The organism is Mesorhizobium sp. M1217, assembly GCF_040318275.1.
In the GTDB taxonomy this organism is placed as follows: domain Bacteria; phylum Pseudomonadota; class Alphaproteobacteria; order Rhizobiales; family Rhizobiaceae; genus Mesorhizobium.
Genome location: NZ_JAMYMA010000009.1, coordinates 40209 through 53589 on the forward strand (window position 1 = coordinate 40209; position 13381 = coordinate 53589).

The 13381-nt window shown below is 61.9% G+C and carries 6 protein-coding genes; 3 read left to right on the forward strand and 3 right to left on the reverse strand.

Annotated elements, in window-relative coordinates; all coding sequences use genetic code 11:
* Positions 1-52: 52 nt before the first annotated feature.
* Positions 53-3025 (forward strand): trifunctional glycosyltransferase/class I SAM-dependent methyltransferase/polysaccharide deacetylase, encoded by a 2973-nt coding sequence (locus tag NKH37_RS16765; RefSeq protein ID WP_353041234.1) that lies wholly within the window; start codon positions 53-55, stop codon positions 3023-3025.
* Between the two features lie 305 nt (positions 3026-3330).
* Here NKH37_RS16765 and NKH37_RS16770 read toward each other — a convergent pair whose 3' ends face one another.
* Complete coding sequence (locus tag NKH37_RS16770; protein WP_023716514.1) at positions 3331-4011, reverse strand: redoxin domain-containing protein; 681 nt, start codon at positions 4009-4011, stop codon at positions 3331-3333.
* 19 nt (positions 4012-4030) lie between these two features.
* Positions 4031-7330 carry an ATP-binding protein gene (locus tag NKH37_RS16775; RefSeq protein WP_353005070.1) on the reverse strand — a complete coding sequence of 1100 codons (3300 nt, stop codon included), beginning with the start codon at positions 7328-7330 and terminating at the stop codon, positions 4031-4033.
* A gap of 278 nt (positions 7331-7608) precedes the next feature.
* On the opposite strand from NKH37_RS16775, the gene NKH37_RS16780 reads away from it, so the two are divergent.
* Positions 7609-8703: a branched-chain amino acid ABC transporter substrate-binding protein gene (locus NKH37_RS16780; protein WP_352482327.1), complete on the forward strand. Its 1095-nt coding sequence runs from the start codon at positions 7609-7611 to the stop codon at positions 8701-8703.
* Between the two features lie 80 nt (positions 8704-8783).
* Positions 8784-11255 carry an adenylate/guanylate cyclase domain-containing protein gene (locus NKH37_RS16785; protein WP_352482326.1) on the forward strand — a complete coding sequence of 824 codons (2472 nt, stop codon included), beginning with the start codon at positions 8784-8786 and terminating at the stop codon, positions 11253-11255.
* 549 nt (positions 11256-11804) lie between these two features.
* Here the strand turns inward: NKH37_RS16785 and NKH37_RS16790 are convergent.
* Positions 11805-13190 carry a hypothetical protein gene (locus tag NKH37_RS16790; protein WP_352493866.1) on the reverse strand — a complete coding sequence of 462 codons (1386 nt, stop codon included), beginning with the start codon at positions 13188-13190 and terminating at the stop codon, positions 11805-11807.
* Positions 13191-13381 lie beyond the last annotated feature (191 nt).

Here is a 13381-nt window from a genome sequence, read left to right on the forward strand (position 1 = left end):
GAAAGATCGACGCATCTTGTTCTACCTTCGAACCGGGCGCGAGTAAGACGGCGTGGCGCCTAATCCCTTGGTTTCAATCGTGGTTCCTGCGCACAACGCGGAGGTAACGCTGGCGCGCGCACTCGATTGCCTTCTCGATCAGGAAATAATGGACTGGGAGGCGATCATCGTCGACGACGCCTCCACGGACCGCACCCCCGCGATCATCGCCGGTTATGTGGAGCACGATGCCCGATTTCGGACGTTAAGCTCTTGCGCGTACAGCGCCGCCGGCGCGCGCAATAGCGGGATTTCGACAGCGCGCGGCCACTGGCTCATGTTTCTGGATGCGGACGATTGGGTGGATGCCAGCTTCCTTGCGAAAATGCTGGCCGCACTTGAAGCAGCGCCCGATGCGGTCGCCGCCTATTGCGGTTCTCGGCGCGTGATGCCCGATGGCGAACTCACCCCGTCGAGCATCACAACGGACGTTGCGATCCAGCCCTTCGAGACATTCGCCCGCCGGTGTGCCATCGCCATTCACGCGCTGCTGGTCGACCGGGAGACAATTGTCGAGTTGGGCGGTTTCGATGTGTCGCTGCGCACCTGCGAGGACTGGGATCTGTGGCAGCGCCTCGCACGTCTAGGCAAAAATTGGGTGATGGTCGACGAGCCGCTCGCTTTCCATCGGGTCAGCCCCAACTCGCTCAGCCGCAATTCGACGCAGATGCTGGCAGATGCGGAAATCGTGATCGCCCGCGGTTTTTCTGCTGATCCCAGGGTCAAACACCCAGCATCGGGTCACGCCAATGGAGCGATCGAGGCGAACGGCCGCACCGCTTCCGAAGCACTCGCGTGGTTCGCGTTGTGGAACGCCGCATCGGATTGCGGCTGCGGCTCGCGCTCGATCAACCCGCAGTCCCTGCGCGCGCTCCCGCCAGGACGTAAGTGGGCGCGTGAGATCGCCAAGGTGGTCTTCGATGGCCTTATGGTAGGAAGCCTATCGGTGCCAGCGCAATTGGCTGCCAAGTGGGACAGGTTCGGCGGCTCCCTCACCGAATTGATCATCGAACTCGGCAAGGTCTGGGACGATCCCGTAGCGGGTCGCCGCGTCCAGTATCACCTCGAGCAAATGCTTCTCGACTTCGACGATCTTGCCGCGCCGCGCAAACTGGCGCGGACACTCGGCATTCGCGTCGACGCTCGAAATCCGACCTCGATCGAGCTTCCGGAAGGAATCGATCAAATTTATGCTTATCTGATGATGAATGGCCAGATCGAGGCTTTCGTACAGTTCGGCGTACTCGGGAAAGTGACAAGGCGTCATTGGACTGAGTTGATCCTGAATTTCGTGCCCCCTGAGCGGCTTATGCACAGTGCCGCGCCGCTTGCGAGGCGATCACCTGTACATGCACCGCAAAAGGGCGTCGGTGCCGACAAGTCAGACATGTTTGCAGCCGAGGCATTGTTGTCCATAGCGGGACGCCGGTCTGATCGGGACAGCCATTTCGGCAAACTCGCGGGATTGGCCGCGGAAGCGCAGGCGCTGGTTGGGTCGAGCGCCGAAACTAAAGAGCCTCTTGCAGCGCCGCGCCGTGCACGGGCCGCGGATGGGCACGACAATGATCGCACGTCTTTCTGGAATCGCCATTTCGCGACCGAGGATCCCTGGAACTACGGCTCGCCCTATGAGCAGGAAAAATATGAGCGGCAGCTCGAAATTTTGCCTGCCGGTCCCATCGGACGGGCGCTTGAGCTGGGCTGCGCGGAGGGCCACTTCACGCGTCAGCTGGCGCCGCGGGTGGGCCATTTGACCGCAACTGACATCTCCGCCGTAGCCATCGGGCGGGCGCGCGCGCGATGCGGCGATCAGCCGAACGTTGAGTTCGGCGTACTGGATTTCTCCGCCGACACGCTGCCGGGTGAGATGGATCTGATCGTCTGTTCGGAAGTGCTCTACTACCTGGATGATCTCGCCGAGTTGCGGCGCATCGCCAAAAAACTCGTTGAGGCGTTGGCGCCTGGCGGCAGTTTCATCAGCGCACACGCGTTCGTGCTACGTGACAATATCGAAAGGACGGGCTTCGACTGGAACACATTCGGTGCACAAGCGATCTCAGAGACGCTGGCAGCGACCGACGGCCTCGTCCTCGAGCAATCGATCCAGACCGAGCTCTACCGCATAGACCGCTTCCGCCGCCTGTCACCAGGCGACGTGGCGACGGAACCGATGATTGATCACGTGCCAATCCGCGCGCCCGTCGAAATCGGGGTCGCGCGGAAAATCGTCTGGGGCGGGGCGCGGGCCTTGCGCCGCGACGTCGCACGTAGCGAGCGGCGACAGCGTATCCCTGTCCTCATGTATCACAGCGTCTCCGATGAAGGTCCAGCCGCGCTCGCCCGTTTTCGGCTCACGCCCGCCGCATTCGCCAGCCAGATGGCATGGCTGCGCGCCAATGGCTTTCACGCGATTAGGTCCGAGCAGCTGGAATGGTTCATCGCCAACCGTCAGCCTTTCGTTGGCCGCCCAGTGCTCATCACCTTCGATGACGGCTTCCAGAACTTTGCCGACCATGCCTGGCCGACCTTGCGCGCGAACGACCTGACCGCGGAAGTGTTCCTGGTGACGGACCTGGTGGGTGAAAGTGCACAGTGGGACGCCTACAGTGGCCCGCCGACGCAGCTTATGGACGCCAGGACAGTGCGACGCCTCGCCGGCGAAGGTGCGTTCTTCGGAAGCCATCTGGCGACGCATCGCGCGATCGATGGTCTGTCGAGCTCTGACTTGGCCGCCGAACTCCTGCGCTCTCGTATGTTCATCGAACGGTGGACCGGTCGGCCAACCACGGCGTTCGCGGCACCCTTCTCGGTCACCGACCGACGGCTTGGCAGGCTGGCCAAGGAGTGCGGCTATCGGATCGGCTTCGGCGGCAGACACGGGCCGGCGGACCTCGATTGCGATCCCATCGACCTTCCGCGGATCGAGATTCGCGGGGATCGCTCGCTCGATTACTTTGTTGCCCGTATCGAGGCCGTGCTCGAATGAACGGTGAGCTTGTCAGTGTCATCATTCCCGCTCACAATGCGCAAGATACAATCGACGAGACGCTCCGCAGCTGCGCGCTCTTTCGAGATTGTTGTTGTTGACGACAGCGTTCTGACGGTTGGAAGGGGTGCTGTCGCAGCCACCCCACGATACAGGAGCCATCCACAGAGGACATCGCTAGTCCAGAGGCGACAGAAAGCATTGCCAGAACCGTACATTCTGGCTCGTCGAGGCCAATGTTGGATTTGTAACAAATTGGTTCCGCTTTTTGTTCAGTGTCGCGCCCGTTTACCTCGTTCGCAAGTCTATTGGGCCACTTGGGACACGGCTGACATCAGCTCCTGCGGGCTTGGCGCCCCAAACATGTATCGCCCGCCCTCTGGAACCTCCGTGAAGCTCCAGCGGACGATCCCCTGCCGATCCAGTAGGAACTGACCGACCAGTTGTCCGTGTCCCGTTGCCATCATCTGCTCGTCGGCTTCGGTCAGTTCGTAATGGTCCCTCTTATTAAGGATTTCGCTGGCCGCAATGGGGTCCATAGGACCGGGCAACTCGCCTGGTATATCGACCCGCATATCCTTTGCCGCTGCCATCGAGACCTTGTACGGCCAGTTCGTCTCGTTTTGGGTGAATTCGAGATTGGGCAGTCCAAAAGCACGATGTGAAGCGCGTTCAGGGTCGGAGGCCGCAAGCAGATTCGGCATCGGATGGTAGCGGAAATAGAGACGCGCCCGTTCGATTGGCGTGTTGACCACCGTCAGGCTCTCCACGCCCTTTTCGCGCAGCTCCGGATCAAGCCGCGCCTGGGCGGCGATATGGCGCCGGCAAAACGCACAATGCAGACCTCGAAACAGGCCGACCAGCACCGGCTTTTGGCCGCGAAAGTCGTCAAGCGCGATCTTGCCTTCCTGGGTAATGGCGTCGAGTATCAAGTTCGGCGCACGGTCGCCCGGTTGAAGCGGTACCAAGTCACTACGCGCGGACATTTTCCACCTCCAACCCCGGCTAGTCGAGAAAAGGCAGCACCACAAGCGCTTCCGGGTCGAGCCCGTGCTGGGCGCATATACCCTGCGCCAGGGAGAAGTAGCGTTCGGCCTCGGCCAGATTGTCGAGGTCGAGATTAAGCGTTGCAAGACCATCATAGCACGGAAACAGCAGTTGGGGTTCGCCCGTTTCGCGGGCTACGTCCAGTGCTTCGTGGAACAAGCCAACCGCCAGCTCCGGACGGCCGTTGCACTGGTGGATCTGCCCAAGCACGATCAACGGCACCGGCAGATGCTCGCGTTGGTCGAGCGCCCGGTCGATCTCGATGGCCTTCTCGGCAGCAGGTACGCCCTCCGTTGGACAGCGATCCGTGAAAGTACAACAAGCGACCGCCAGATTGGCGAGGAGGCGCGCCTGGAAACCCAAATCACCAATATGGCGCGCCACTTCAAGGCCGCGCCGACAGACTTCCATCGCGTGCGCCGGATCGATGGTCGTGTAAAGCACGCCGAGATTGGTGTAGCCGCGGCAGGCCGCGCCCAGTAGACCGGCGGCTTCGGCCAATTCAATGCTATGCTCAACCTGACGCACGGCCTCACGGTTTCGCCCAAGGCGAGCCAGCGCAACAGCCTTGGTATTGAGTGCCTCGGCGGTCACAAGAGTGGCATCACGCCCTACCTCGGAGACGTGCTCCGTTGTCAGTGTGCCTACGCAATCCAGCGCCGCGTCTGCCCATTTTGCCGCGAGAGCGTGATCTCCGCTACGGAACGCCTGTCGGCCACGTTCTTGCCAGAGATGCGCCTGCTCGATCGGGGCATCCGCTCCATCGAGGAGCGCTGCCGCTTCAGCATAGCGGGATTCTGCGTCGTCCCGCTTGCCGACGTCCCAGAGCAGCCGACCGATCTTGCGTAAAACTCGCGCCGACGCGACACGATTGGCCGACTCGCGGTATACCTGCAACACCGTCTCGTAGTGGTGGTGCGCGATCTCGCGGCGGCCTGCCGGGCCGCTCAAATCGGCAATGCGCTCTGCAATTGCCAGTTTGAGCGGTGTTTGCCCGATCGCGCCCAACGCAGTCAGTGCTCGCTCGTAGAAACGAAGGGCGTCGTCGTTGGCGTATATCATGCGAGCGCGATCGCCCGCCGCCTGCAGGTAGTGCGCGCCCTTCTCCCGCTCGGCGCTCTGTGCGAAATGATGACCGAGCACGGTCAAATCCTCGAGCCGCTCCGGCTTGTCGCCGCACAGTTGCTCCAAGGCAGCTCCGACCCGCCCGTGGATGTCGGTCCGCCGTTGCAGGAGTAGATTCTGGTAGATCACGTCCTGCAGCAATGTTTGCGTAAAGCGGTAGCTTTGCGACGAGACCGAGCCTGATCCGGCAACTTCCTCGATGATTTCCGCATCGCAAAGCAGTTCGCAGCCGGCTTCGAGCCGGCCGGGGTCGGTTGTCACAGTTTTCAGAAGTGTGGCATCGAAGCGCGGGCCGATTACCGCGGCCTCCTGGGCCAACCGGCGCACCTCTTGGGGCAGCCGGTCGACGCGGGCAAGCAACATTGCCTGGATAGTGGCGGGGATGCCGGTTGCGACTTCGCCTGCCACAGTCCGCCATCGCTGGCCCTCTCGCATCAGTACACCGCGATCGATAAGGCCGCGAACGATCTCCTCTAAAAAAAGGGGGTTGCCGCCCGCGCGCTCGAGAATCTGGTCGAGAAGCCCTCCTGCGGAGTTTACCCAGCTCTCGCCGAAAAGCGCCGCCAGCAGGCTGCGTCCGTCATCACTGCTGAGCGGCGGAAGCCTGAGCGCTGTGTGACTGACCCGACTTGAGTCGAGCTGGTCGTTATCCGGCGCCGGACGATGCGTGACCAGCAACATCAACCGCGTGCGCTCCAACCTGTCCATCACGAAACGTAGTGCCTCAAGCGACACGGCGTCGGCCCAGTGCAGGTCTTCGACGACAATCAACAGCGGCGACAACGCAAGCCGCCGTTCGATGATTGTGCGGACTGCGTAGAGAATTTGCCGCCGCAGCTGCTCGGGTTCGACATGCTGCAAGGTGGCATCGGGGTCGCCAAGGCCGAGCACATGGTAGAGCAAAGGCATCAGCCGCTTCGCCTCCTCGCCCTGCAGGCCGAGATCGGTAAGCAAGCCTGCGAGCTTCCCCCGCATTTCGTCCCCATTGTCGTTTTGCATCATCCCGGCAGCGCTGCGCACCACTGCGCCCAAGGCGCCAAATGATTGTTCGCCCAGCGGTGAGCACGTGGCCAGCCGCACGGCGACGTTGCGAAAACGATCCTCGTCGCCGACGCGGGCGACGAACTCCTTCACCAGCCGCGATTTCCCGATGCCGGCTTCTCCGACGAGGCGGACGAGTTGGGCCGAGCCGCTGCACGCCTGGTCAAGGCTCGCCATCATTCTACTGAGCTCCGCACCACGACCTATTATCGGCGCACTGAGGCCGAGCGCCTCGAGCCCACGCGCTGCACGCGGCGTCGCAAGCGGTGCATCCAGTCGATGGACGAGCACGCTGCCAGCCTTGCCGCGAAACACGACATCGCCCAGCGACTCGTAAGAGAAGGCATGCCGGGTCAGTCTGTGAGTGAGCTCGCCTACCAGCACCTCACCCGGTGCGGCCAGCGATTGCAGGCGTTGCGCCGTATTCACTGTGTCGCCGGTCACCGAATAGGATTTGGCGGTGCCGATGCCCAATCCGCCAGTAACGACCGGACCGGTGTTTATGCCGATGTGGAGCAACAGAGGCGAGCCGGAGTGGGGGGTGCTTTCGCCGAGCCGCGCCGTCCGGGCGATCATGTCGAGAGCGGCGCGAAGCGCACGTTCGGGATCGTCCTCATGCGCGACCGGCGCACCGAACAACGCGAGCAGTGCATCGCCGATGAATTTGTCGACGAAACCACCAAAGTTTCGCACGGCCGCCGTCAATTCCTTGAACAGTTTGTTCTGCAGCGCTTGCATGACCTCGGGGTCGAGCTGCTCGCTGAGCGTCGTGAAGCCGCAAAGGTCGGCGAACAGGACCGTTACCGTCCGGCGATCGGCGTCAGAGAAGGGATGCAGCCCTTCTTCGCTTTCGATGTCCGGAAGCATCGATGGAGTTCGAGAAGGCGGCACAATGGTCCGGCTTGGTGTCGGAGCAGGCCGTTCGACGACTTTTGCGGGCGCACCGACGTTTGCCCCACATTTCGGACAGAACTCGAAATCAGGTGCGCAGGGGTAGCCGCAACTGGCGCATGGCACGGGCTGGCGCCTGCCACACCTCGGACAGAAGGCGTAACCGCCCTCAACCTCGAAACCGCAGCCCGAGCAGTCCATCGAACAAGACCTCACTACAGGCCGTGACGGCGTGATCTCGCCCGCACTTCACGGCCTGGCTATTCACAAGGATGCACCGATAGCCGTCGACGGGCAAGCGGCAGCGCAAATGGGCATCGAGCGATCCGTGCGGGTCCGGTGGCAGAGCGCTGCGGGCAGGCATTGTTGAAGGCGCAATAGTTGTCGGATCCGCGAACGCCGCCGAGACAGCCGCGCTTGCCGAAGGGGCTGTCGGCTCTGACGGGATTGGCGTAAGCTACAGTTAAGGGGGTGCACACATGCACCGCATCATCGCCATGGCGATCTTAGTTCTCGCGGCCGCGTTCAGCTCCGCGCGGGCGGAGGTGCTGATTGGGGTTTCATCTGCGATGACGGGACGGCTCGCCTGGTTCGGCGAGCAGGCGCAGCGTGGCGCCGAGATGGCCGTGGCCGACATCAATGCGACGGGTGGCGTACTCGGCCAGCAGATGAGGCTCATCACGGCCGACGACTTCTGTGATCCCGAGCAAGCGGTCGCCGCAGCCCAGAAACTGGTGGGTGATGGTGTGGTGCTCGTCGTCGGGCACTACTGCTCTGGAGCCTCGATCCCAGCATCGAAGGTGTACGAGGCGGCGGGCGTTTTGCAGATTTCACCAGGATCAACCAATCCGCTGTTGACTGAACAAGGCCGCGCCAACGTTTTTCGAGTCATTGGTCGCGACGACACGCAGGGGATCGTGGCCGGCAACTACCTGGCCGAGCATTGGAGCAACAGCAAGATTGCGATCCTTCATGACGGCACCACTTATGGAAAGGGTCTTGCTGACGAGACTCGAAAACAGCTGAACAAGCGCGGCGTAGTCGAAGCGATCTACGAGGAATACACACCCGCGAAGAACGACTATTCGGCCGAGATCGCTGCGCTAGAGGCTGCGAACATCGCCGTGGCATATGTCGGCGGATATCATGCCGAGGTCGCACTCATGGTTCGCGCTGCGCGCGACCGCGGCTACACGGTTCAGCTAGTCTCAGGCGATGGCATGGCGACCGAGGAATTTGCTTTGATCGCCGGCCCCGCGGCTGAGGGTACCCTCTTCACGTTCCCCGCGGACGCTCGCCGAAATCCCGAAGCCGCCTCGGTCGTCGAGCGGTTCCGGGCTGAAAACTTCGAGCCCGCAGGCTACACGCTGCTCAGTTACGCCGCCGTCCAGGCCTGGTCGCAGGCAGTGGACAAGGCCGGCTCACTAGAGCTCCAAGCCGTGATAGCGGCGCTGCGCGGCAATCAATTTGATACTGTGTTGGGCCGTATCGACTTTGACAACAAGGGCGATCTCACGAGCCAAAACTGGGTATGGTACGTCTGGCGAGGTGGAGAGTACGTGCCGGTCGAATAAGGACCGCCGATGCCGTCGCCGCTTGAGACAGCTGATGGAGATCGAGTTAGCTGGACCGTTCAGAGCTATGTGTCGCCGTTATGCTTGAACGCTTCGGCATACGTGGCCGTCTGTTGCTCGCTTTTTTCGGCATCAGCACCTTCGCCGTACTCGCGACAGCGGCCGCTCTCTATGCCTTCCTCCAGGTAGGAGAGGTCGTCGACCGCATCACCAAGGATCGGGTACCGTTGGCGCTCGCGTCCCTCCAGCTGTCGCGCCAGGCAGAGCGGGTAGCCGCCTCTGCGCCCGCCGTACTTACTTCGACCAGCAAAGCTCAGCACGGCGAGGTTTCCGCCGCGGTCGGGGTCGAGATGACGCGCCTCGAGGAACTGCTTGCCGCACTCAAAGGTGCCACGCTTAGCACGGCGGTGGTGGCTGAGATCGAGGCTGCAGTTCTTGGTCTGCGGCGCAACCTCAACGCCCTCGACGACCTTGTTGTCGCCCGCCTCACAGTGGTGGCGCGCAAAGAAGAACTGTTACGCCGCTTGTCGGCTACGACAAATGCAAGCCAGCGTCTTGTGGCGCCCGGTATCCTCGTGATGAATTCCAAGCTCCAGCAATGGCAGGCGGTTACAGCCGACACGTCGCTCGCGCCGGATCGCGGTGCGGCGGCGGCGGCCGACCTGGTCCAGGCAATTGCGGCCTACATTCCGCAGCAGAAAGCGCAGCAGGAGATATCGGCGGTCAATGACGTGCTGGTCAAGACGACGGACGCGCCAACGCCAGACGATCTGACGTTGATCCTGTTTCCGCTGCGCCGGTCGCTCGCCGTTCTCGACACGGTTTCCACCGAGATCGACGAGAGGCTGCGAACCCGTTTCCAACAGCGGGTCGGCGAGTTCAAGGCATTGATCGACGGCGGGAACAGCATCCCGAAGGCGCGCAAGGACGAGCTAGCAGTGCTCGCAGAGGGCGAAAAGCTTCTGGCCGAAAACAATCGGCTGTCGCGCAGTCTCACCGCTGCCGTCGATCGCCTGGTCGCCGCGGCAGACCGCGAGATCACCGCGTCCGGTCTCGAAGCCGCGACGGTCCAGCGCTACGGTACCGGAGTTGTCCTTGGCTCCGCCTTTCTCACCCTCTTGAGTTCCGTTCTGGTTGTCTGGCTCTATGTCGACCGTAGCCTTCTCGCCCGTCTGGGAGAGGTGAGCCAAAGCATGTTCGCAATCGCCGGCGGCGATCTTCGTGCGCCGCTGCCTGCCGCGGGCCGCGACGAGATCGGCCGGATGGCCGAAGCGCTTAGGCTCTTCCGGGACACCGCAGTCGAGGTCGAGGAAAAGAACCTGCGCGATGTCGCTGAGGCGCGCCAACGGCTCATCGATGCGATCGAGAGTATCTCCGAGGGATTCGCGCTGTACGACGGGGAGGACCGGCTTGTCCTCAGCAATAGCCGCTACCGCGAACTGCTCTACAGCGACCTTGCGATCGAACTGATGCCCGGCACGACATTCGAGCACATTATTCGCCGATCCGCTGAGCGCGGCTACATCAAGGATGCCGAGGGGCGGCTCGAGGAATGGGTCGCCGAGCGGCTCTCCCGGCACCGCAACCCAGGCGAACCGTGGGTGCAGCGGCGAGGCGACGGGCGATGGATCATGATAAGCGAGCGGCGGATCACCGCCGGCGGCACGGTCGCGGTCTATTCGGACATCACTGAGCTGAAGCAACGAGAGGAGAACCTCGCAGAGAAATCCACGGCTCTCGAGGCGCTTTCCAACAAGCTGGCCAAATACCTGGCGCCGCAAGTGTACAGCTCGATATTCGCCGGCCGCCAAGACGTTAGAATCGCCAGCCAGCGGAAGAAACTGACAATATGCTTCTCCGATATCGCCGGCTTTACCGAGACCACTGACAAAATGGAATCCGAGGATCTCACCCAGCTCCTCAATCACTATCTGACGGAAATGTCGAAAATTGCTTCGGATCACGGCGCGACGATCGACAAATATGTCGGCGACGCGATCCTGATGTTTTTCGGCGACCCTGAGACGCGCGGCGTCAAGGAGGACGCGCTGGCGTGTGTGCAGATGGCTCTCACCATGCAAAAGCGGATGAGCGAACTTGCCGAAATCTGGCGTGACATTGGAATTGAGACACCGCTGCGCTGCCGCATCGGCATCCATACCGACTACTGCACTGTCGGTAACTTCGGCAGCGAGGACCGGATGGATTACACGATAATCGGCGGCGCCGTGAATCTCGCCTCGCGCCTGGAACAGGAGGCGCCACCGGGGACCGTCCTCATTTCCTACGAGACGTTTGCGCAAGTGAAGAACACGATCGACTGTGAGGAGATGGGGCATGTCCAGGTCAAGGGGATCGCCTATCCCGTCGCCACCTACCGCGTCATCGATCTGAAGGCCAATCTAGCCGGCGCTTGTCGCGCCGTTCGAACCGAGCTGCCGCACTTCAGGCTGGAACTTGAACCGGAGCTGATGTCCGCTGACGAGCGTGACGATGCCGCCACTGCGCTTCGAGACGCGCTGGATCGGCTTTCCCACAAGCCCGGGCAGTAGGGCTTGGTTCACAACGACCCTCCCATGGACGCAAGGAGTAGGATGTGGGACGCAGCTTATTGGCGCTGTCGATGCGAAGGCCACAGAACGGTCGCGGTCAGTCTTTGAACTCGGGCGGAACGTCCGCATCGGAGCCGAGACTTAACATTCACGGCATCACTGGCAAGGTCCGGATATGGCGCAAGTTGCCCGTTCCGGGGCGCCGCCTTAAACGGCAAAGTTTGACCCAGAGCGGCCGCTCGGCGTGACAGTGTCGAACGTCCGAAAGCATGATAGAGCAGTCATTGCCGATTTCGAACTCGCTGTGGACGGGTTCCGCAAGGCCGGTGTCGTGCAATGACAGGTGAGGCCATGTCAGGTCAGGCCTTGAACTGCAGACGGCTCTCAGGCAAGCCATATGACTGTCGAGGCGGAAGCCGTCGTCGAAATCCCAAAACGCATCAGCGTCAAGGAAAGCGGCCGGACCAGACGCCAGAGGCTCACCGATAGTCGCCGTCGCTTGCGGTTGCTCACCAGAAAATCAACCTGAAATAAGGCTTGAAGTGAGGCTCAGGTCGGCTTGATCTCTGCCCGGCCGATCTTGCGCCATCGGGCGTTTTCGCGAACCAGTTTCAGGTCGTCGGTCGTCTCGGCAAATGTCCGCAAACGGTATTGTCGGAGCAGGTCCGGGAAGAGCGCCCCTTCCGGCAGGCCGGCAAGCTGCTCCCGGACCGAGATCTTTTCATCGATGACCCGCATGCCCCAGGCATTTTCCCGAACCTGCAGCTCAGCGGCCAGATCGCGCTCTTCCGGCGCGTTTTCGTCTAGCACGGCCAGAAGGATCGAGTGGAAAAGCGCTACATAGCCAATCTGTCTCAGGCCGCCCACGACCCGCACGCGCGGCAATATGGCAAGGACGAGGAACGTCAGGAACAAGTTCGGCAGCAGCACGCCGTCCAGCAGCCCCTGCTTGAGATGCAGCCGCTCGAACGGGATTAAAAGACCATGCGGCCTGTCAGGCTCGATCAGGTGCCCGTTCTCGAGGACGAGCTTGCGCACGCGCTCCTCGCGGATGCCCCAGAAATAGTCCGTGGCATTGGGCAGGAATCTGCCAAACGGGCTCGATGCGGCCTCTTGCAAGGCATGTTCGAGACGCTGGCGTCTTGCGGGTTCAATGAGCAGCCTGGAAAGAAGGCTGCCGTCATGTTCTAGATGCCGTGCCATGGCAGCCGCGGCGAGCCGATCATCGATGAAAACCGGCAGGGCCATGCCGGCACGATCCCAATTGGCGACCAGATCCTCGTTGAGGGCTGTCAGCGCATCGGCGGCGGTTCCAAACACCTTGTCCTGGCTGGCAAGCAGTGTGCCCAGCCAGCGGCTGGCATCCGTTTCATCGCCCACCGCCTCAAGCGCGCGCTTGTTGAGGGAAACGGGACCGGCCACGCAGGCGCTTTTGCGGCACAGTTTGTGGCGCCCGATGCCAAACAGGTTGACCTTGTCGTCGCCGACATCGAGCCATCCCGGCCCCTCCCGGCCAATTGTCTCCATGGTCATCGTCGTTCCCATGAAGCCGAAGAAGGCCGACAGCCCGTTTTCGACCGCGCCGAGCCAGGCAAGCAGGAGGGCATCGAAGGTGATCCGGTCCATCAGAAGCAGGCAGTGCAGGCCGGACTGAATCACCGGTCTGTACTCGAACTCGTCGAGGGTCTTGCCGATCTCGTCAGGCTGCATCATCACACCAAGGCGCTGATGCAAGACTTCGCGCAGGATCGATCGGGCAGCGATCGCCGGGGCCGATGCAGGCCTTGCCACCGGCCGCCACAGATGGCGGGCGTAATCGGAAACCGGTGCATTCCAGTTCTGCTCGATGTCGCGCACGACCTCCGGGCAGAGCAGCGACAGCACAGCCAGAATTTCCACCGGAGGCGTAGGCGTTGGGTCAAGGACGGCGGTCATTGGTCCCGTCTAGCCGCTTGCGGTGCAAACGCCAAGGGAGACCAGACTTGCTGGATGCGGCCGGCCCACACATAGATCGTCAACTCGATCAAGATGGTGTGAGCCGAAATGACCGTCTCCTACGGAGTTCTCCATAAGCAACCGCCTGTTCGCCGACTCGGCACGAATTGTTAGGTTGGCTAAACAGTTAA